Source organism: Listeria rocourtiae subsp. hofi (assembly GCF_963575615.1).
Classification (GTDB): domain Bacteria; phylum Bacillota; class Bacilli; order Lactobacillales; family Listeriaceae; genus Listeria_A; species Listeria_A hofi.
The window spans coordinates 35,471-55,884 of sequence record NZ_CAUYTL010000016.1; the positions used below are offsets into that span (position 1 = coordinate 35,471).

General features: G+C 39.2%; 27 protein-coding genes. 22 read left to right on the forward strand and 5 right to left on the reverse strand.

Translation table 11 applies throughout. From position 1 onward, the window contains the following. Positions 1 to 138: 138 nt before the first annotated feature. The 16 genes from R8925_RS08490 (at position 139) to R8925_RS08565 (ending at position 11,979) form a co-directional block, all read left to right on the forward strand. The gene (locus R8925_RS08490; protein ID WP_430535456.1) at positions 139 to 1,626 is read left to right on the forward strand and encodes a nicotinate phosphoribosyltransferase; all 1,488 of its coding nucleotides are present in this window, start codon (positions 139 to 141) and stop codon (positions 1,624 to 1,626) included. 21 nt (positions 1,627 to 1,647) lie between these two features. Continuing rightward, a complete protein-coding gene (gene nadE / locus R8925_RS08495) occupies positions 1,648 to 2,475 on the forward strand; it encodes an NAD(+) synthase (protein WP_430535457.1) in 828 nt (275 codons plus the stop codon). 18 nt (positions 2,476 to 2,493) lie between these two features. Beyond that, positions 2,494 to 2,802, forward strand: a complete 309-nt coding sequence (locus tag R8925_RS08500) for a putative quinol monooxygenase (protein ID WP_430535458.1) — start codon at positions 2,494 to 2,496, stop codon at positions 2,800 to 2,802. 59 nt (positions 2,803 to 2,861) lie between these two features. Continuing rightward, complete coding sequence (locus R8925_RS08505) at positions 2,862 to 3,245, forward strand: PTS sugar transporter subunit IIB (RefSeq protein ID WP_430535459.1); 384 nt, start codon at positions 2,862 to 2,864, stop codon at positions 3,243 to 3,245. A gap of 103 nt (positions 3,246 to 3,348) precedes the next feature. Then, complete coding sequence (gene guaA, locus R8925_RS08510; RefSeq protein WP_430535460.1) at positions 3,349 to 4,893, forward strand: glutamine-hydrolyzing GMP synthase; 1,545 nt, start codon at positions 3,349 to 3,351, stop codon at positions 4,891 to 4,893. A gap of 169 nt (positions 4,894 to 5,062) precedes the next feature. After that, positions 5,063 to 5,350 carry a TIGR04197 family type VII secretion effector gene (locus R8925_RS08515; RefSeq protein ID WP_430535461.1) on the forward strand — a complete coding sequence of 96 codons (288 nt, stop codon included), beginning with the start codon at positions 5,063 to 5,065 and terminating at the stop codon, positions 5,348 to 5,350. A gap of 28 nt (positions 5,351 to 5,378) precedes the next feature. Next, a complete protein-coding gene (locus R8925_RS08520) occupies positions 5,379 to 5,681 on the forward strand; it encodes a hypothetical protein (protein WP_430535462.1) in 303 nt (100 codons plus the stop codon). After that, positions 5,668 to 6,624 carry a T7SS effector LXG polymorphic toxin gene (locus tag R8925_RS08525; protein WP_430535463.1) on the forward strand — a complete coding sequence of 319 codons (957 nt, stop codon included), beginning with the start codon at positions 5,668 to 5,670 and terminating at the stop codon, positions 6,622 to 6,624. Before R8925_RS08520 ends, R8925_RS08525 begins: the two co-directional genes overlap by 14 nt. Beyond that, on the forward strand, positions 6,596 to 7,159 hold the full coding sequence (locus R8925_RS08530) for an HNH endonuclease (RefSeq protein WP_430535464.1): 564 nt from the start codon (positions 6,596 to 6,598) through the stop codon (positions 7,157 to 7,159). The genes R8925_RS08525 and R8925_RS08530 overlap by 29 nt, the downstream gene beginning before the upstream one ends. Positions 7,160 to 7,165: 6 nt before the next feature. Further along, positions 7,166 to 7,645, forward strand: coding sequence for a DUF6985 domain-containing protein (locus R8925_RS08535; protein WP_430535465.1), 480 nt, complete (start codon positions 7,166 to 7,168; stop codon positions 7,643 to 7,645). Between the two features lie 296 nt (positions 7,646 to 7,941). Beyond that, the gene (locus tag R8925_RS08540; RefSeq protein ID WP_430535466.1) at positions 7,942 to 8,400 is read left to right on the forward strand and encodes an HNH endonuclease; all 459 of its coding nucleotides are present in this window, start codon (positions 7,942 to 7,944) and stop codon (positions 8,398 to 8,400) included. Positions 8,401 to 8,415: 15 nt separating this feature from the next. Next, complete coding sequence (locus R8925_RS08545) at positions 8,416 to 8,856, forward strand: SMI1/KNR4 family protein (protein ID WP_430535467.1); 441 nt, start codon at positions 8,416 to 8,418, stop codon at positions 8,854 to 8,856. Between the two features lie 59 nt (positions 8,857 to 8,915). Further along, positions 8,916 to 9,347 carry an SMI1/KNR4 family protein gene (locus R8925_RS08550; protein WP_430535468.1) on the forward strand — a complete coding sequence of 144 codons (432 nt, stop codon included), beginning with the start codon at positions 8,916 to 8,918 and terminating at the stop codon, positions 9,345 to 9,347. Further along, entirely contained in the window at positions 9,347 to 9,796 is a 450-nt protein-coding gene (locus R8925_RS08555) for an SMI1/KNR4 family protein (RefSeq protein WP_430535469.1), read from the forward strand. The genes R8925_RS08550 and R8925_RS08555 overlap by 1 nt, the downstream gene beginning before the upstream one ends. Before the next feature lie 697 nt (positions 9,797 to 10,493). After that, positions 10,494 to 11,042, forward strand: coding sequence for a hypothetical protein (locus tag R8925_RS08560; RefSeq protein ID WP_430535470.1), 549 nt, complete (start codon positions 10,494 to 10,496; stop codon positions 11,040 to 11,042). Positions 11,043 to 11,166: 124 nt separating this feature from the next. Beyond that, positions 11,167 to 11,979 carry a Cof-type HAD-IIB family hydrolase gene (locus R8925_RS08565; protein ID WP_430535471.1) on the forward strand — a complete coding sequence of 271 codons (813 nt, stop codon included), beginning with the start codon at positions 11,167 to 11,169 and terminating at the stop codon, positions 11,977 to 11,979. 47 nt (positions 11,980 to 12,026) lie between these two features. Here the strand turns inward: R8925_RS08565 and R8925_RS08570 are convergent, their stop codons facing one another. Beyond that, positions 12,027 to 12,935, reverse strand: a complete 909-nt coding sequence (locus tag R8925_RS08570; RefSeq protein ID WP_430535472.1) for a magnesium transporter CorA family protein — start codon at positions 12,933 to 12,935, stop codon at positions 12,027 to 12,029. Positions 12,936 to 13,068: 133 nt separating this feature from the next. On the opposite strand from R8925_RS08570, the gene R8925_RS08575 reads away from it, so the two are divergent. Both R8925_RS08575 and R8925_RS08580 read left to right on the forward strand, forming a co-directional pair. Next, positions 13,069 to 13,491: a MerR family transcriptional regulator gene (locus tag R8925_RS08575; RefSeq protein ID WP_430535473.1), complete on the forward strand. Its 423-nt coding sequence runs from the start codon at positions 13,069 to 13,071 to the stop codon at positions 13,489 to 13,491. A gap of 1 nt (position 13,492) precedes the next feature. Next, positions 13,493 to 14,083, forward strand: a complete 591-nt coding sequence (locus tag R8925_RS08580) for an NAD(P)H-dependent oxidoreductase (protein ID WP_430535474.1) — start codon at positions 13,493 to 13,495, stop codon at positions 14,081 to 14,083. Here R8925_RS08580 and R8925_RS08585 read toward each other — a convergent pair. The 3 genes from R8925_RS08585 to R8925_RS08595 are packed head-to-tail and all read right to left on the reverse strand — an operon-like array spanning position 14,063 to position 15,695. Continuing rightward, entirely contained in the window at positions 14,063 to 14,530 is a 468-nt protein-coding gene (locus tag R8925_RS08585; RefSeq protein ID WP_430535475.1) for a DMT family transporter, read from the reverse strand. The genes R8925_RS08580 and R8925_RS08585 overlap by 21 nt on opposite strands. 13 nt (positions 14,531 to 14,543) lie before the next feature. Continuing rightward, on the reverse strand, positions 14,544 to 14,993 hold the full coding sequence (locus tag R8925_RS08590) for a DMT family transporter (RefSeq protein WP_430535476.1): 450 nt from the start codon (positions 14,991 to 14,993) through the stop codon (positions 14,544 to 14,546). 60 nt (positions 14,994 to 15,053) lie between these two features. Then, on the reverse strand, positions 15,054 to 15,695 hold the full coding sequence (locus R8925_RS08595; RefSeq protein ID WP_430535477.1) for a uracil-DNA glycosylase: 642 nt from the start codon (positions 15,693 to 15,695) through the stop codon (positions 15,054 to 15,056). Between the two features lie 69 nt (positions 15,696 to 15,764). Here R8925_RS08595 and R8925_RS08600 point away from each other — a divergent pair, with 69 nt between their 5' ends. Then, positions 15,765 to 15,962, forward strand: a complete 198-nt coding sequence (locus R8925_RS08600) for a hypothetical protein (RefSeq protein ID WP_430535478.1) — start codon at positions 15,765 to 15,767, stop codon at positions 15,960 to 15,962. 47 nt (positions 15,963 to 16,009) lie between these two features. Here R8925_RS08600 and R8925_RS08605 read toward each other — a convergent pair whose 3' ends face one another. Then, positions 16,010 to 17,971, reverse strand: coding sequence for an endo-beta-N-acetylglucosaminidase (locus tag R8925_RS08605; protein WP_430535479.1), 1,962 nt, complete (start codon positions 17,969 to 17,971; stop codon positions 16,010 to 16,012). Between the two features lie 201 nt (positions 17,972 to 18,172). Between R8925_RS08605 and R8925_RS08610 the strand changes: the two genes are divergently transcribed. The 3 genes from R8925_RS08610 to R8925_RS08620 all read left to right on the forward strand — a co-directional run bounded on the left by R8925_RS08610 (position 18,173) and on the right by R8925_RS08620 (position 20,347). Beyond that, a complete protein-coding gene (locus tag R8925_RS08610; RefSeq protein WP_430535480.1) occupies positions 18,173 to 19,006 on the forward strand; it encodes a MerR family transcriptional regulator in 834 nt (277 codons plus the stop codon). After that, a complete protein-coding gene (locus tag R8925_RS08615) occupies positions 18,996 to 19,610 on the forward strand; it encodes a GyrI-like domain-containing protein (protein WP_430535481.1) in 615 nt (204 codons plus the stop codon). The genes R8925_RS08610 and R8925_RS08615 overlap by 11 nt, the downstream gene beginning before the upstream one ends. A gap of 194 nt (positions 19,611 to 19,804) precedes the next feature. Beyond that, positions 19,805 to 20,347 (forward strand): DUF3267 domain-containing protein, encoded by a 543-nt coding sequence (locus R8925_RS08620; protein ID WP_430535482.1) that lies wholly within the window; start codon positions 19,805 to 19,807, stop codon positions 20,345 to 20,347. Positions 20,348 to 20,414 lie beyond the last annotated feature (67 nt).

Here is a 20,414-nt window from a genome sequence, read left to right on the forward strand (position 1 = left end):
GAGTGAGAACGGAGTGAGCATTCGTTCCATTCGGATGCCAATGAAGAAGAAAAAGTTAAATGAGACTCCTTTAGTTAGCTTTTATTTGAAATTTAAGCTATGATGTTTTATAAGAAAACATAGACAGGAGTATGGAGTATGACTTTATTTCCAGATGATAGTAAGACATTGCACACTGATTTGTATCAAATTAATATGATGAAGGCGTATTGGGATGATAATATGCACGAACGCCGCGCTGTTTTTGAAGTTTTTTTCCGCGACATGCCATTTGATACGGGGTTCTGCGTATTTGCTGGGCTTGAGCGTATTATTGATTACATGGAGAATTTGCGGTTTACGGATACGGACCTTGCTTACTTACGTGAAGAAACGATTTTTGAAGAGGAATTTCTAGATTATCTAAAAAATTTCCGGTTCACTGGGACGATTCGCTCAGTTGTAGAAGGCGAGTTTGTGTTTAAAACCGAGCCAATCATCCAAGTAGAGGCAAACCTTGCAGAGGCGCAATTAATCGAGACGGCACTACTTAACATTGTGAATTTTCAAACGTTAATTGCGACAAAAGCGGCACGGATTAAAAATGTCGTGGAAGGCGAATCACTCGCAGAATTTGGAACGAGGCGTGCACAGGAAATGGATGCAGCACTTTGGGGCGCACGTGCGGCTTATATCGGTGGTTGCGATTCAACGAGTAACATGCGCGCTGGCAAAACGTTCGGAATTCCAATCTCGGGAACGATGGCGCACGCAATGGTGCAAGCTTATCGCGATGAATACGATGCGTTCAAGCGTTATGCTGAGTCGCACAAAGATTCGATTTTCCTAGTGGATACGTATGATACGCTAAAATCAGGTATTCCAAACGCGATTAAAGTTGCACAAGAAATGGGCGATGCGATTAATTTTATCGGCATTCGTTTGGATAGTGGCGATATGGCTTTCCTATCTAAAAAGGCGCGCCAAATGCTTGATGAAGCAGGATTTCCTGACGCGAAAATTTTTGCATCGAGTGATCTAGACGAAACGACGATTCTCCACCTCAAAGCACAAAAAGCGAAAATCGATGCGTGGGGCGTTGGCACGAAGCTAATTACGGCTTACGATCAACCGGCGCTAGGTGCAGTTTACAAACTTGTCGCGATTGCCGATGAAAATGATATTTTACAAGATTCGATCAAGCTTTCCAGCAACACCGAAAAAGTGACGACACCGGCCAAGAAAAAAGTGTACCGCATCATTACAAATGAAGATGGACCAAAAGCAGAAGGTGACTATATTTGCTTGGAAAACGAGTCATTAGAAGGCGTTGACACGCTAACAATGTTCCACCCAGTCCACACATATATTACAAAAGAGGTCAAAAATTTCACCGCAAAAGAATTATTGGTTCCAATCTACGAAAAAGGGGAACTAGTATACCAAAGACCATCTTTAGAACAAACCCGCCAGTATAAAGAAGAAAATCTAGCCTTGCTGTGGGATGAATATCAACGGACTGTGCGACCAGAACAATACCCTGTAGATTTAAGCGTGAAATGTTGGAAAAACAAAATGCAAAATATCGAAAACGTTCGTAAAACCGTACAAAAACATTCGCCGGTTAATTTTGATATTCCATTTTGAGTAAGTGAAGGGGGCAAGAGAATGAGTTTACAAAAACAGATTATTGCAGAAATGCACGTGTTACCAAAAATTGATGAAACCGCTGAAATCCGCAAAAGTGTGGAGTTTTTAAAGGCCTATTTGACGAAATATCCTTTTATCAAATCACTTGTGCTCGGTATTTCTGGTGGGCAAGATTCAACGCTTGCCGGCAAATTATCGCAAATTGCCATCAGTGAACTGCGCGAAGCAACAGGGGATGAGTCCTATCAATTTATTGCTGTTCGCCTGCCATATGGTACGCAATTTGATGAGGCCGATTGTCAGGATGCACTGGATTTTATCGAGCCAGATCGCGTTGTAACAATCAACATTAAGGATGCAGTTGATGCTAGCACGGCGACATTACTGGCCGCAGATATCGAACTTTCGGATTTTGCAAAAGGTAATGAAAAGGCACGTGAACGGATGAAAGCGCAGTACAGCATTGCCGCGATGAATCATGGCGCTGTTGTTGGAACCGATCATTCCGCGGAAGCTGTGACTGGTTTTTATACGAAATACGGTGATGGCGGAACGGATATTAACCCGTTGTTTCGCTTGAATAAACGCCAAGGAAAGGCACTTTTAAAGACGCTCGGTTGTCCAGAACATCTCTATCTGAAAAAGCCGACTGCCGACTTAGAAGAAAATAAACCAGCCCTGCCTGATGAAGTAGCGCTCGGTGTTACGTATGACAACATCGACGACTATTTGGAAGGCAAAAAAATCCCCAATGAAATCGCGATTCAAATCGAAAATTGGTATTTAAAAACGCAACATAAGCGCCATATGGCAATCACAATCTTTGATGACTTTTGGAAAAACTAGTTTTAGGAGGAGATGACAATGAAAATTGCATTTGGCTTAATCACTAAATTCAAAGCTCACCCAGGAAACAGGAAAGCGCTCGTTAATATTTTACTTGAGGCAGCGACAGTGCTTGATAAATATAACGCTTGCATTCAGTATGTTGTTAGCGTCAACGAAGACGATCCAGATACAGTTATCGTGACAGAAGTTTGGACAGACTCTGGACACCACAAAGCATCGCTTGACAACGAGGAAGTAAAAGCCGTAATCGAGCGTGCAAAACCGCTTATCGAATCCATCGAAAAAAGTGTAAGCATGGATGTTGTCGGTGGAAAAGGATTATAATTTTATGAAACTGCTCTTGCATTAAAGGGCAGTTTTTTCGATAGAAAGGAAGGTAGCAGATGAAAAAATTACTCATCGTTTGCGCAGGAGGGGCAACGTCGAGCTTGATGGCGCAAAATGTTGTGAGAGAAGCAACGAAACAAGGTATGAGCGCAGCACTTTTATTTCCAGAAGACCTTCAATATAACCGCTTCGAATCACATCAAAACAAAGACCTTGTCGTTATCATGGGTCCAATTGGTATGGTGACGACCACGCGCCTTCAAGGATATGCAAAAGTCGATGCGGTTCTCGTTTCTCCACAAGTCAAATATCTTTTCAAAAACGCCGAAACCGTTCTGAATAAACTCGAAATACCGTGTGCTAATATTGATTCTCTGTCGTTTGGAAGGATGCGCGGAGATGTTATTTTAAAGCAAGCGCTGACATTGATGAATCTCTAATATTACTATTGCAAGAATGAAGACCAGACGTTACAATAAAGAGAAGCACTTGAACCACGCGCAATTTACATAAATAAATTTTAAAGGGGTTTTGTGAAGGAATATGAAAGATTTTACAGAGCAAGAGAAAATTATCGTTCTTGATTTTGGCAGTCAGTATAACCAATTGATTACACGTCGTATTCGCGAATTTGGCGTATACAGCGAGTTGCATCCACATACAATCACTGTAGAAGAAATGAAAGCACTCAATCCAACTGGGATTATTTTCTCCGGCGGCCCGAACAGTGTCTACGATGAAGGCGCGTTCCGTTGCGACGAAGATCTATTTGAGATGGGCATTCCAATCCTTGGTATTTGTTACGGCATGCAGCTAATGACCAACCATTTTGCTGGAAAAGTAGAGCCCGCAAAAGACCGCGAGTACGGCAAAGCAACGATTAATATTGAGAAACCATCCCGTCTTTTCGCAGCCCTACCAACTGAACAAATCGTTTGGATGAGCCATGGCGATCTTGTTGTTGCAGAACCAGCAGGCTTTGAAGTAACTGCTACAAGTCCGTCATGCCCAATTGCCGCGATTACAAACGAAGACCGCAATATGTACGGCGTGCAATTCCATCCAGAAGTACAACATTCCGTTCACGGTAATGAGCTACTAAAAAACTTTGCGCTAAACATCTGTGGCTGTAAAGGCGACTGGACAATGGAGAATTTCATTGATGTAGAAGTTGCCAAAATCCGCGAACAAGTCGGCGATAAAAAAGTACTCTTGGCCCTTTCTGGCGGCGTAGATTCCTCTGTAGTTGGCGTGTTAATCCACAAAGCCATTGGTGACCAGCTAACATGTATTTTTGTCGATCACGGTTTGCTACGTAAAGGCGAAGCAGAACAAGTGATGGATACGCTATACGGTGATTTCCATATGAATATTATTAAAGTAGATGCTAAAGAACGCTTCATGACAAAACTTGCTGGTATTTCTGATCCTGAGCAAAAACGTAAAACAATTGGCAATGAGTTCATCTACGTTTTCGATGATGAAGCGACGAAACTGGACGGCGTTGAATTCCTAGCACAAGGAACACTTTATACGGATATTATTGAAAGTGGAACAGCGACGGCACAGACAATTAAGTCCCACCATAACGTTGGCGGTTTGCCAGAAGACATGCAGTTCCAATTAATTGAGCCATTAAATACGCTGTTTAAAGACGAAGTTCGCGCATTGGGACTTGAGTTAGGAATGCCCGACGCAATTGTGTGGCGCCAACCATTCCCAGGACCAGGATTAGGAATACGCGTATTAGGTGAGATTACCGAAGAGAAACTAGAAATCGTCCGCGATTCAGACTATATTTTACGCGAAGAAATTAAGAATGCCGGACTTGATCGCGAAATCTGGCAATATTTCACGGCATTACCAAACATCCGCAGTGTAGGCGTGATGGGCGACGGCCGTACGTATGATCATACCGTTGTAATCCGCGCGGTAACCTCGATCGATGGCATGACAGCCGACTGGGCACGAATTCCATGGGAAGTGTTGGAGCTAATTTCGACGCGGATCGTGAATGAAGTTGCGCATGTGAATCGCGTTGTTTATGATATTACGAGTAAGCCACCAGCGACTGTTGAGTGGGAATAAGTAGCGAAAGAGTTAGGAATCCTTTTATAGGGTTTCGGCTCTTTTTTTGTTTCTCAAGTGTCAAAAATCCGTTTTACTATCCCAATATCGAGTGCTATAATTAGGAATAATATATGTTTTCTAGAACTAAATATTGTACGAAAAACCCAGCTAGAAGGGAAGTAAAGCGATGTCAAAGAAAATCCAATTACCAAGCGGGCGTTTATCCGAGCACGCGAAAGAGATTGGCAGTAGCGCGAATGATATATCGTTCAAACTACAACCAACGATGTCTTATTCAACGAGTTCGGCACGCCAACTGGTACAAAGCAGTATGGACGCGGCACACATGATTAAAGCGATGCCAGAAGCCTTTAACAAGGATGTGCAAAACCTGAAAAATGTCGAGCAGGCATTTGTCGCCTCCGAGAAAGCGATGGCGGATATGTGGAGTAAGGCGCTTCATTTAGAGAAATAAAAACAGACATGAGGAGTGAAAAGAAGGGATGAAACAGCAGGAGGAAGCAGTACGAAGGAGTATCGAGAAACAACGGGAATTAGAAGATGTAGAGCGTGAATTTAGGCAGTTAAAACGCCAACAAGATGATTTGCTTTCACGAATTGGAAATGCATGGCGCGGAAATTACTCAGAGAACAAATTAGGTGCGATTGCCTTCGATTTAGCGCAGGAACAACGCATGACGCAAAAGAAACTCTACAACTTAGATGATCAACTCCAAGCAGAGCACAAACAAGCAAAAGCCGACGTCGAACGAGCGAAAGAGGCGAAAGCGGATGCCACGCATTGATATAGGCGAAGTACGTTATTTTGTCGAGCAGTTTTTAAGAGAGTCTCAGAAATTAAAGAACGCACTAACGAATTACCGAAAAGCAGTCGCGAAAATAATTGAAGATGGTGACATCAAAGGGGAAATCGCAGACAGCGCGAAGAACTACTACCAAACGGTACACTATCCAATTATCGATACAACCAAGGCATGTATGACGGATGCCGAAGAAATTCTCAAGAAATACACCACCGATTTTCATAATCAGGTGGACCCATCGATGAATGCGCGAATTGATTCCGATGAATTACAAGAACTCCAAGCCGAAGTCCGAAAATGCCAAAATCGCTATGAAGACTTATTAGTAAAAATGAAATCGATGGCTGGCGGTTCTTCGTTAGGACAACAAATCGGCATGCAATTAGGGATGCAAACGGCGATGGGGCAATTACAACACGAAATGCAAATCATTGAACGTTATCTTGATTTTGACATGAGTCACCAAAATGTGATGCAGGATGTGCTAAGCAAGCTGTATCAAGTGAAGCAGGGCTTAGCAGAAATTCAAAGCAGTAAAGCCTTTAATACCGTTAGTCATACTTTTAATACAAAAGCACTACATATGGGCTGGCTAGATGGTTTGGTAACGGAGAAAAAGCCGAAGCAATATAACTTTGAGGACTACACAAAAACATTAGAAGGCAGCTATTGGGTACTGAGCAAGAATGGCATCACCAATCAAGAAAGCGCCAAAGCAACCATTGCCTACAACGATGCCATAAAAGATGGTACAATCAAGGTAGCAGATGAAGAATCAGGCGACTTTATGACCGATTATATGCTTAATGCGGTCAAAGGTATCAATATGCTGAATCCAGAACAACCATTAACCAAGATGCAAAGCTTCTCCATTATTGCAAGGAGTTATAACTGGTATGGTTGCGATGAGAGGTCGGAGCATTAAAGTACCTAAGAAGACCTTTGATACAATATACACAGATGTAAATATGAAGGAAGTATTCAAGTATACAAAAGGTTATGATGTAAAACCGAAATACAGTAGTTTCGATGTTAGAGTAAAGAAAACCCCATTAAATTATGGGGAGTGGAAAGGCTCACGTGGAAATTCTATATTTATATCCAGCAAACCAGAAGTGAAGCCGTTTTTGGATGAGACAAAACTTGCAGGAGTAAAATATAAAGGGGCAATGCCTGATTTTTCACCATTCTCTAAAGGGGAAATTAAACTAACAAACATGACGAATGATAGGAAGAAAAATTTTGCTGCTGCTGATAAATTGTTAGCGGAAGAATGGTCAAAAGGTAAGGAAAAGTGGACAGCCAATGACGTAGCAGATTGGCGAGAAGACAATAAGTATACATGGCATGAGTTAAATGATTTAGAGACAATCCAGTTAGTTCCTAGTAAAATAAATGGTGTCTATAAACATCTTGGTGGCGTGGGAGAATATAATATTAACCTAAGATCAAAGGAGTAGATTTAAGTGACGAAGATAAATGATGATTTATTTGGCGAAATAGAATTCGACTTGTACTGGAGTGGAAAAACTTCAATTGTAATGTTTGAAAAAAAACATGATATCATTTTGAGTATTGATGGGGAAGAAGATGCTGATTTCTCGCCAATTCAACGTGAAGCATATACAAATTTCATGGCAAAAATGGATGAAATTATGAGTGCTGTAGAACTAGATATTCTAGAATATTATGAAGATAATTTTGAGGAATACAGAGATATGGCTGGTGAAGTCGAGGCGGACAGAATTGCCCCTGAGATTAGTACAGTTGAGGAATTAGGGAAGCTAGTAATTCCTACACAATTAATCGTTAGACGCGTTAGGAAGAACGGCGTGAGAAGGGTAGGTTTAGTTTGTGATTGCACTTGGGATATAGATAATGGTGTGGGTGTTCGAATTGAAGATGAAAAAGTAGAAGAAGTGGATTACCAAGATATAGTACTATAAATTGATTTTGGAACTTCTTCGTGTGCATAGAATGTTCATGCGAAGGAAGTTTTTATGAGTAATAATAAAAAAGCCACAGCATGTACCGATAATGAAATCGCTATATGGTGTGGCTCTTATATTTTCATTTCTTCTTGGATGTTCGATCAAGCAGGTAATCAATACTCACATCAAAGTAAAGTATTAATCAGGCGCAGAGTTTTTCTATCATTTCGGGCGTCATTATTGGCGGTATTGTATTAAGAGGTCGTGGCAGGAAGATTTCTAGCAGTCATTTAAGCAAGATACAAAGTGACATGAAAATCAAGGTGACTAAAGATGCTGAAATGAAAACATTCAGTAAGAAATTGATGGCGACAAAGCCGATGAACTCTCCTGTACCGGATAAGTGGATAAAAAAAGGTGGAAGTATTTCGATTGATGGAAAAGGCACATGGAGCTACACTAATACAAAAGGGCAAACCGTGAAGTATCCGAACGGGTATCCTGATTTTTCAGAGTATAGACATCCGGCAGTTAGACCAGTTCAAATTGAGTTTGCTAATCCAACTAGTAGACCGAATGACTATAAAGCGGCTAATATACAGGCTGGCCTAGATAAAGACTCCATTCCACCAGTAACAGCTCTTAATAAAGCGCCATCTGGCTATACATGGCATCATATGGAGGATGGAAAAACGATGATGCTTGTGGATATGAAAGTCCATGCAGAGTTCAGCCATAAAGGCGGAGTGAGTTTGAAAAACAATCAGTGAAAGTGATGTGAATGGATGATGAAATTATCAAATCCTAATGGAAAAGTAAGTGAAGAAGATATTCAAAAATTTGAATCAATAAATGAATTTGTTCTACCGCAAGTGTATAGAGATTTTTTAAAGGATACTAACGGTGGTGAAACAGAGCCTAGTACTTTCTTTATATCAGAAAATGAGGGTGCAAGCGTTTTGAATTCCTTTTTTGGTCTAGGTGATATTTATGAAAATTTACAAGACTTTATAGAAATATATGATGAGCGTTTGCCTGATGGTTTTATTCCAATTGGAAGTGATCCTAGTGGGAATGCAATTTGTGTTTCGATAAATGAAGATAACTCTGATAATATTTACTTTTGGGATCATGAGGAGGAAACAGAGAATCCTAATGAAATGAGCAATGTTTATTTTTTAGCGAATGATATTGAGGAGTTTATAAATAATTTTTATGAAGATTAAGAGAGTAAAACAGAGAATAGGCAAACTCTAATGAGACTGGGTTGATTGGAATGTTTAGCATGACAAGTGCAAATGAGAAAATTAATGAACAAGATATTGTGGCGTTTGAATTAAGACATGATGTTGTTTTGCCAAAGGTGTATGCCGATTTTTTATTAAAATATAATGGGGGATACTCCAAACAAGCTGTATTTCAAATATCGCCTGATGAAGGTAATAGCCTTGTTAATAAATTTTATGGTATTGGAGATATGCAAGGAAATTTAGATAGAGCGATTGATAATTTGGATGGTGAGCTACCGGAAGGATTTATTTCTATAGGATATGATCCAGCCGGAAATGAAATTTGTTTAGGTCTTAAAAATAGTGAGTATGAGGGGCAGGTTTACTTTTGGATGCATGATATGGAAGCCGAATCAGAAATGGATAATATGTTTTTGTTGAATAATGATTTTACTACATTTTTGAATAGCTTAACTGAGGAAGATTGATGTTAGTTAATAGTTTAAATGAAAAAACTATACTTGAAAATATAGCTCGATTTGAACAAAAGAATAATCTGAAATTATCAGACCAGTATAAACGCTTTTTATTAGAGTATAACGGCGGACATGTTGAACCAAATGTATTCAAAATTTCGGAAGAACAGGGAGAAAGTGCTTTGAATATATTGTATGGCTTAGATATTTCAGAGGATTATGACGAACTTTCGAGTGTATATGAAACTATGGATGGAATTATTCCATCAAATTTTATTTCTATAGGAGATGATGCTGGCGGTAATCAGATATGTCTAGGATTAGATGAACTATATTGTGGTAAAATTTTCATCTGGATTCATAATATGGGACAGGGTGAAGAAATGAACAACATGTTTTTATTGGCAAATGACTTTACTTCATTTTTAGATAACTTATACGAAGATGGTGCAGACACCTAATTAGGTAAGGATGATTTATAGGTTTCTTGCCAAAAACCTACCAATTAAATATACCCACCTTTGAAGTTGTTGGTATGATTACGTTCATTCGTATATAATCTTATTGAGTGGGGATAGAGAGTGGTGAGTCGAAAATCCTTTAATATCAAGGGGTTTTGGCTCTTTTTTGTTATCAAAGCATTATAACCCTTTTTTACTATCTTAAAATCGAGTGCATAATTAGGAATAATATGCGTTCTCTGGAGCTAAATATTGTACGAATTCTGTATGCCAATTGCAGTGTTGAAGGATGTTTCTGGGAAATAAAGAAGATAAATTACTACATTATTTATTATAATAGCTATCAATGGAATCTCAAAAAAACCTTGTAGAATACAGAAACCAAGTATACAAGAGACATTATTTAATCCAGAATACTAACACAACTATTACACCGAACAATGCAGAGAGGAATTTACCACGACTCTTTTCATGGTAAGCAACCATAGCACTTAAAAATGAACTTATGAGGAACAAACGAATAAATAGCAAGAGTATGCCTGATGGGAAAAGGAAATAAATGAAAACCGTTATTAGTGTGATTGTTAATAGCATATAGAATATTTTTTCCATAAGTTATACTCCTTTGTGTTGACTATATATTCAAATTATTATAACATAATAAATATAAATTGGATACAAAAAAGGAGTAGATTACATGTCAAAGAAAATGAAAATTGTAACACTTGTGTGTACGTTAACTTTATTTGCCTCAACGTTAGCTCCTACTGTTCATGGAGAAATAATTAATGATAATAATTATCAGAATAATTCGTATCATCGTAATCAAGCGATTTCTATTGCAGATGAGGGTTTTGTGACTTTTGCGGAAGGCGCCGATTTAAGTGGGAATGTACGTGTAACATCACGAGCGAATGTTCCTGTTGATGGTGGTGGATCAGCTTATACTTTACAATCTCAGTTTAATGGAAGTAGTGCTACAACTAATAAGATTAAAGAGTTTAGTACACGTTTAGCAAGTAGTTTTGGAGTAATGAAATTAAGCAAATATGCCATTACCGTTTGGAACGCTGCTTTTAGTACTATATATGTAAAACCGAAAACCGAATATTACACTACAAGAATTTATACTAAGATTAGGGGTGGGAAAAAATATGTAAAGACCATTCTTTTTACATACAGCAATTCGAAGCGAACTAAATTGAAATCAACGCGTGAACATCTTATATGGTTATATATACGATAATAAATCCAATCCTGTAGTTAAATAATATTCTGACTGAGCTCGAAGCCTTTAAAGGATTTCAGCTCTTTGCATTGCAAAAATGTTATAATAAAGCTAAACGCAACCCAAAAAGGAGCCAACCAAAATGCCAATAAAACTAATCGCAGTCGACATGGACGGTACATTCTTGAATAACGATAATGACTACAACCGTGCGCGCTTCAACCAACAATATACCGAACTGAAAAAACGTAACATCCGTTTCGTAGTCGCGAGTGGTAACCAATATTACCAGCTAAAATCCTTCTTCCCAGATTTTGCGCATGAGATTTCTTTCGTAGCTGAAAATGGTGCTTATATTGTCAATGCAAACGAGGAAGTTTTTTGTGGCAAAATGAGCAAGAAAACGGTGCATCAAGTTCTCGATATTCTCCGTGATTTTCAGCCGACGAGCCTTGTTGTTTGTGGACGCAATAGTGCTTACGTTGCTAAAGAAACGAGTGAGGCAGATTTCACCGAGAGCTCGAAATATTATCATAAGCTAAAACGCGCTGACAACCTATATGCTATCAACGACACGATTTTCAAATTCGCGCTTACTTTTCAAGAATCAGCTATACCGGGAATTTTAGAAAAGTTGCATGAAAAGGTTGGCGATTTTATTACTCCTGTCACGAGTGGAAATATTTATATCGACTTGATTATTCCAGACTTACATAAGGCGCAGGGCGTGAAGCGAATTCAGGAATTGTGGCAAATTGAAGATCATGAAACGGTGGCTTTTGGCGATAGTGGCAATGATATTGAGATGTTGCGTCATGTTGCATACGGTTTTGCGATGGAGAATGCAACGGCACCAGTCAAAGAAGCTGCCAGTTATCAAACAGATTCGAACGATGAGGAGGGGGTATTTAATACTATCGATGCCATTCTAAACAAAGAGTATCCATTTAATTGAAAAAAGACCGAACACTGAGCCCTAAAAAGCCAAGCGTTCGGTCTTATTCATCGTCTCAACAATCTGCGTAATACATAAGAAAGCACAAACCAAACAACGACACTAATCACAATCGTTGTAACCCAACCAAACGGATTATGCTCCAACGGCAAAGGCATGTTCATTCCGAAAAAACCGGTAATAATCGTGGGAATCGTCAACAAAATCGACAATACTGTCAAAATTTTAATCGTATCATTCAAATTGTTGTTCAAAATATTATTATACGTCCCTGATAACTGTTGTAAAATTTGTGATGACAATTGCGTCATTTCCACCAACTGCTTCGCTTCGATAACCGCATCCTCAAACTGCTCTTTTTCACTCGCATTTAGCGTCCGATAAATAATATGCGTTTTGACCTGCTCCAACAAAACCAGATTTTGCTTCGAAGCGGAAACAAAGTAAACGATACCAGTCTCCAAATCAGATAGAGAAAGCAAGTTTTGCTTCGTAGTTTTTTCCTTCAGCTTGTCATTAATCGTTTTTCGATCCGCGTCCATTTCCTCAACAAACGGAAAATAAGTATCTGTAATCAGAAACAGCGAACTAAATAAGAATTCAAAAATAGTTTTTCCATCGTTATTATCCAAAAAGCGCTTCATTTTATCCGCGATATATTGATTTTTGCCATTGGTAACCGTTATAAATTGCGAACCTTTAATCAAAAACGTCATCGGCACCGTCTCATAATGATCGTCAATCTTTTCATTATTCGGCACGTTGAAAAACAGCACAAATGTATTCGTTTCCGCATCATATTCCAAGTGAGCGCGCTCGTTTCTATCTAGCGAATAAGCCACGACCTCATCGTCAATCTCATATGCCTCATAAAACTTTTTTAATTCACTAGGATTATCAATATTGATATTAATCCAATCGTATTTCCCATTATGAAAAGGTATTTTAGTAATCAATGCTTCATCTCCCTTTTTCTGACTGAACCTTTTATTATTATAGCAGTAATTTAGAATAAAGAAAGTATCACTTGACCCCAAACCATAGTTCAGGGCTATAATAAAACTATTCTGAAATGAGGTGCTAAAAATAATGCGCGGACATGAATTAAGCAAACTATTAGGCGTTCCAGTCTCTACGTTACATTACTATGAGAAAAAAGGATTAATTCAACCAAAGCGAGGTGAAAATCAATATCGCGATTATGCCGAGTTGGACATCAAAATCATGAAATATATTTTAATTCTCAAAGAGGCCGGTTTTTCATTGTCGGAAATAGGTGAAGTGATTCATCGCTATTTCCGACAACCACATAATGCGGATTGTCAGATTGAAGCCAGGACTTTTTTCAACACAAAGATTGACGATCTGAAGCAGAAAATAGTGCAGTACGAAACGATTATCACAATTATGGAGAACTTGCCAGTAATGCTAGGCGAGGAGCCCCTGACTAAGATTCAAGCAGAAAATGATGTGCTCGTGGATTCCTTTTTCAAACAGAAGGGGTGGAAATAAAATGGCACGGATACTTGTAGTACAAGCAGATTCAAGGGAGGGTGGCACGATGAAGCGCTTCAGCGAAATTTACATTCAAAAGATGCAGGAATTACAACACGAGGTTCATGTGGTGGACTTAGCTAAATTAGAATATGACAAAACGCTCAGCAAAGGTTACCGAACTGAGCGAACACCTGAAATGTTATCTGTCACTGATTTCGCTAGGCAAGCCGATCTGCTCACTTTCTTTTATGCAATCTGGTTCGCCAATGTTCCGTCTGCTCTAAAAGGCTTTATTGAAAACTTATTCTGGGTTGGCGAAACGTATAGCTTTAAAACGAAACAATATCTTTTTAAAGGAATGTGGCGCGGGAAAAAAGCACGAATTGTATACTCACTTGGAGGTAGCGAGTTGTATCATTACTTGTTTGGTTGGAGTGGATACCGAGGCATGCGCCAACCGTTGTGGCTCAGTGGTATTTTTAATATTCGACGAACGAGTTTTGAAAACATGGATCGCACGAAGCATAGATCGGCATCTTTTTACGAAAAGAAAATGTTGAAAATGGCTATGTGTGATAATCGACGCTTAAAACCATTGAATCAGTAAAACGCCGCCAATCATCGAAAGCACGCCAAGTATGCGATAACGATTAATTGGATGTCTGATAATACCGAACCAGCCAAAGTGGTCAATCGTCAGTGCAATAATCATCTGACCGCAAAGCGCTAAAACCACAGTCAGTGCAGAACCAAGTAGCGGTAGCAGTAAAATATTCGATGTTACAAAAATCACGCCGAGTGCACCGCCTGTAAAAATCCACCACGGAATTCGACCAACACCGCGCAATGGAAATGTTAGCCTGCGTTCGACAACGAGAGAGATAAGTAGTAGGAGCAACATCCCGACTAAAAATGAAATCAGTGATGCTATAATCGGCGAATCAACTGCAATCCGCAAGCGGCTATTGATTGATGTTTGAATCGGTGACATCATGCCCGCCACAAGCCCCATGAACATAAAGGCAATCATAGATTTAGATTTTTTTGTTGTCATAAAAAGCCCTCCTTTAGTAGCGCTGCATCAAAATAACGCCGAAAAACATCATTGCAATCCCAATGACTCTCGGTAAATTAAGCTCGTGAATCGGCACGTTGAACCATCCGAAATGATCAATCAAAAGCGCCATCACCATCTGTCCGCAAAGCGTAATCACGACAGTTAAAGCTGATCCGAGTCGCGGCATTAATAAAATATTCGATGTTAAAAAGAACACACCAAGCGCACCGCCGCCAAACCAAATCCACCAAGGATTCACGACGAGCATATGTACATCAAATGTCCAGCCGTGTTCAAAGATGAGTGCTAAAGCAATTAAAATCGTACTTCCAATTAAAAAAGACACCCAGGAGGCGATAAATGGCGATTTTGTATAGCCGCGTAGCCGCGAATTGACTGCTGTTTGAACAGGAATAGTCATCCCCGCCATCAGACCCGCCAACATTAATAATAGTGTCATCAAGCAATCCCCCTTTTTCCGTAGTAATATCATTATAGAACAAACGTGCGAACCTGTCGTTTATAATGCTTTTACTTTTAAAATTTCTTTTAACTTCTCCCAATCTGCAATGAGATTCTGCTCTATTTTTCGATTGTAGAAAATAGCTGCGGGATGAAACGTCGGGAAAATATCGTATGTTTGCTTGGATGGCATATAGTTAGAATCGGCGCCAAGTTGCTTTATTTTTCCGTGCCAAATATTTCCGTGTGATTCAGAAATCGTCATTTTGTTGTCGATGAGCCGTTTCAATGCACAGCCACCTAAAGCAATGATTAATTTCGGCTGAACTTGAGCAATTTCATAATCAAGAAGTGGCGCGTGTAAAAGAATTTCTTGCTTTTTTGGCATACGATTTGGACGCTTCTCAATTTTTTGTCCCGTTTTATCGATAATCGTCTTCTTACCAAAAGGGCGGCTGCGGACAATGCTCGTTATATAAACCTGATTACGCGTTAAACCAGCGATAGCAAGCGTCTTGTCGAGCTCCTTGCCTGCACGACCAGTAAATGGAATACCTGTGCGAATCTCTACTTCACCTGGAGCCTCGCCAATCAACATAATATCGGGCGAAAAATCCCCATTGCCAAAGACAAAACCTTCTAAGTCAAATGCTTTATTTTTAATGATAATTGGATCGATTAGTTCACGTGGGTACGTCATGTTATTACCTCCAAACTTGAACTTTCTTCTATTAAATTATAACATGGAGAAGGACAGGAGGGAGAGCACATGCATTTTTTGAAACTATTTTTTAACGCGCTGGTCGTTATTGGTCTTATTTTATTAGTAGGAAGATTAGTGACATTTGCTTTGCGGTTTACAGGGATTGAATTTACAACGTTTTTTGTCGATTATTCGGTCCCATCTTTAGGAATCCTTCTAGTTGGTGCATTGGGAAGTTGGTTTATCGACAAACGCCAAAAATGAGAAAGTGGTCTGCTCGATACAATGGCAGACCACTTTCTTACTTATAACTAATAACCGATGGCTTTCACTGTGATTTGTGCTTTGCCATTAGCAGTGTAGACATTTGTTGCAAAGAAGGCGCTAGAAGGTGTTGTACCAATCAATTCCTGCGCTCCTTTAGCATTTTTTTGATAAATTTCGTAGTAGCGAACGTTCCCAAGCGCTGTGTCCCAAGTGATGCGAGCGTTTGTTTGACGTTCTGGTGTTATTTTTTCAGTCACTTTGACATTTTTAACAGCGCCTACATATCCAATGTCTGTTTTTCCTTGTAATGCGATTTCACCAATTCGAATTTTAGCATTTGATTGTGCTGTAGTCGTTGTTGTTTCTAGTGATATCTCTTTAATTACTTTGCCATAATAAGGACTAAGCGTTGTGCTCCAATTAACCCAACCCGTGCCCGAAGCCTTCAATACGACTTTACGCGGATTCTTCTCACCAGCGAATTGTAAAATAAGTTTGTGAGTAGCCCCCGTATCTTTCACCTTCATCGAAAAAGTTGTATCTTGCTTCACCTTAATATCTGTTGCAAAAAGTTTCGTTGTAGTTGTGCCATTTTTCGCGGTACTACCAGATAGAAGCAGGGAAGAAGCGCCTGTATAAGCGTCATCAGAAGCAATGCTCGCAGCCAATTTATTGCCACCAGTGTTATCTAAAATAAAACGATAGGTCGGCATAACATCTTGCATCCCACGCTGATTCCATGCTCCGGTCTGTAAACGAACGCCATTTTTATTGAAAAATGTTCCTTTTCCTGTATTAAAATTTGTTTTGAGTGGTAATGCTGAAATACCTGATTTTTCTGGGAAGTATTTTGCGATACCTTGCCAATCTTTGGCACCAGTTACGTTTTCAGGATAGCGCGGATCAACTCTATTCCCGTTCCAAAACTTATTTTCTTTTGTAATAAAATCTGCTTCACTCGTGGCATTGTAGTAAACCCAACCTGGAATGTATAGTCCAAGTGAAACAATAGGTGCTTGCCCAGCAGGCGGGAAAATAGCGCCCCAATTGACATTGCTGTTGTAGCCATTAGATTGAACATCTACCCCAGCGTATAATTTATGTGGGTTCACGCCAAGCGAAGCCGCATTTTGATTAGACGTTATGAGGCGATCCGGATTCCAACGAAAATCAATGAACATGCCATTAGAAACAGCCTTATTATTTTGCGTTAAGAAAGGACTATTTTTTTCGTTCAATGCCCCTTGCCAGTCGATTTCGCCAGTTGTTGTCATCGAATCGTACCAAATAATTTGCTGATTAGCCTTCTTTTTAGCTTGCATGTACTTCAAAACGTTTTGCATTGCAATCGAGTCCGCGGCAGTAAATCCAGTAGTCTCCTGATTAATGAACCAGCCGTCAAAACCGTAATAGTTCGCAACCTCGAGTAACTTATCAGCCACAGGGTAGCGCCCATTTGCATCTTTCGTCATAAATTGCTTCACCCACTCAGGTTTTCCACCATACACATTCGGCGGGAAAAACACAGTCCCGACAACTGGAACGCCATTTTTATGCGCCATATCAATCGTATCAGCGCTCGGTGGAATAATAATCCCTTCACCAGAAGAACCAGCCCAAGCAACGAGGACATCGACATATTGCCATTGTGTTGGGTTGTACACTTGGATGCTTTTAAAACCTTGCGAAGGTGTTCCAGCCGTGTGTTGATTAATAATATCAAGCGACATTAGTTCCCCCTTATCCGTTTGCGTACCATTAGATTTGGCGGCGGTTACTCGTTTTTTCAGAGGAATCGTTCCCTTATTAAATAGTGCATCAGGATCTGTTTTTGGGCTCCATTTCAATAATTCATTTGGAAACCAATAAGACGCAAATGGTTGCCCTGTCTTCGCTTGCGTCGCCTTGTCCTCCTCAGTCATCGCATACGCGCCTAGTGATGGAACTAGTAATGAGGTGAAAAGTGATAAACTGAGTAAAACTGCTAACATTTTTATTTTTTTCATATGTCTCTCCCTTTCTAAAATAATAATGCGCTTACATTTATGGGAATGAAAACAAGCTGTTCCTCTAAGACTACTACAAAAATTTCCAATAAAAAAGTAGTCGATTTAAAGATTCCTAGACTAATTTTAGTTCTGCGCTTGACTCTCCACCTATGTCATCGTTTAGAATAAGATTATAATAACGTAACAAGGAGGTATAACATGTTCCAAATAGGCGAGTTTTCTAAACTAGCTAACGTTAGCATACGATCTTTGCGTCACTATGATAAAATTGGTTTGTTAGTTCCTGAAAAAATAAACACAGAAACCAATTACCGTTACTACTCAGCAAAGCAACTACAAGCTATCAACAAAATTCAAAAATTAAAAGAAATTGGGCTAGGCCTTTCTGTTATCAACGAAATTCTCTCATCAGGCTCAGATGTAAAAACAATCCAATCCCATTTTGCGATTCGTGAACTTGAGTTACAAGAAGAATTGGAAACTATCACACAGCAACGGCTACTTCTGGAGAGTTCATTAGCGGTGCTCAAAGAAAATAGTGCGAAATGGGATTACCATATTATCAAAAAAGAAATCCCGAAACGCTTTGTGGCAAGTGTTCGTGATATAATACCAAGCTTTGCAAGTGAGGGGGTACTTTGGGAACGATTATATGGGGAAATAATGCCACAGCAAGCTCAATTTGCAAAGGAAGCATTTAGTATGGCGATTTTTCACGACGAAGCTTATCGCGATGCGGATGTGGATGTGGAAGTTCAAGTAGCACTCAAAACAGCAGAGTACGATTCTAGAAATGGGATTGCTTTCAAAGAAGCCCCAGAAGTGAGTGTAGCATCCGTTATAATAAATGGGAGTTACGAACAAATGACAGCCGTGACCGAAGCAGTTGCCATTTGGCTAGAGAACCACGAATATCAATTAAACGGACCAATGTTCAATATCTATCACGTGTCGATTGCGACAGAACCCAACCCAGAAAATTGGGTCACCGAAGCATGTTTCCCGATAAAGGAGGAAAACCATGAAGTATGAATGGCGAAAACAAGACAAAAATATCTATTTACCAAAAGCAAAACCAGAAATTATTGATTTAGAGCCAATGACGTATATCACGATACAAGGAAAAGGAAATCCGAATCATCCATTATTTTCAGCATTAGTTACGGCGCTTTATGCAACATCCTATGCGATTAAAATGATGCCGAAAAAGGGAGAAACACCTGAAGGATACTATGATTATACCGTTTTCCCGCTAGAAGGATTTTGGAGTCTGGAGCCAGGAAGCTTAACATTTGATAAAGAAAAACTCACATACAAAATAATGTTACGCCAACCAGATTTTATCACACCGGAATTATTCGAAATGGCAAAAGAGAAGGCAGCAAAAAAAGTTGCAAGAGAGCATTTGGATCAATTAAAATTGGAAGAAATCACAGAAGGCTTGAATTTACAGATGTTACACATGGGAAGTTTTGATGACGAGGAAGCATCTTTTGCAAAAATGGAAGCATTCTGTGAAGAAAATAATCTCGAGCGACTAAGTAAAAACCACAAAGAAATTTATTTATCAGATTTTAAAAAGGTAGCACCAGAAAAGCTCAAAACAACGCTCCGCTTTGAAATAAAGTATAAATAAGAAAATGAAAAATCTCGAGCTAACTCAAAATTGGCTTGAGTTTTTTTAACACCCTTATATATAGAAGAAAAACGATTTTTTACATAATAATTGTTTTCTAACCGATTTTCATACTATAATGGATGGAAGGGAATCTGAGAAATTTCAGTTAGATGTTGTTAGTAAAGATTGTAAGAAATGAGGTCAAGATAGTTATGAGAGCACAAGCATTGTCGAAGGAATACAACATTGTTAACGACAAAAAAAGAATGCAAACGATTAAAATAATGGCCGCCACACTTACTGTAATCATGCTAATAGTCGGAATCATATTAGCTTTGCGAGAATCCGTGCCAGTAAATTTTACGGTAATAGGAATAATTTTATTTTGCATCGCATTGTATATCGTTTTCACTATACATGAACTCATTCACGGACTTCTTTTCTGGGTTCTTGGTAATGGTAAATTAAAAATTAGTCAAAAAAAAGGAATTATTTATTTTAACTGCCCAAATCAATTATTTTCAAAATGGCAATTTAACATAATCAGTATCGGACCATGCGTTTTATTAACATTGATTCTTGTCATTTTAGCATTGGAATTCCCAGGTGATTTGGTAGCTATTTATTTGTTAATTGTAGCTCATTCAGCCTTGTGTATAGCGGATATGTACACGATGAAGATTGTATCATCTGCGCCCAAAAAAGCAAAGATAGCAGATACAAAAGAAGGAGTAATCATCGTGTCAGAAAAATAATTTTTGCTGGTTAGTAAGCCTAAAGAAGGTTGCAAAGAGTACTGCTTTTCCGATACAATAAGACAAT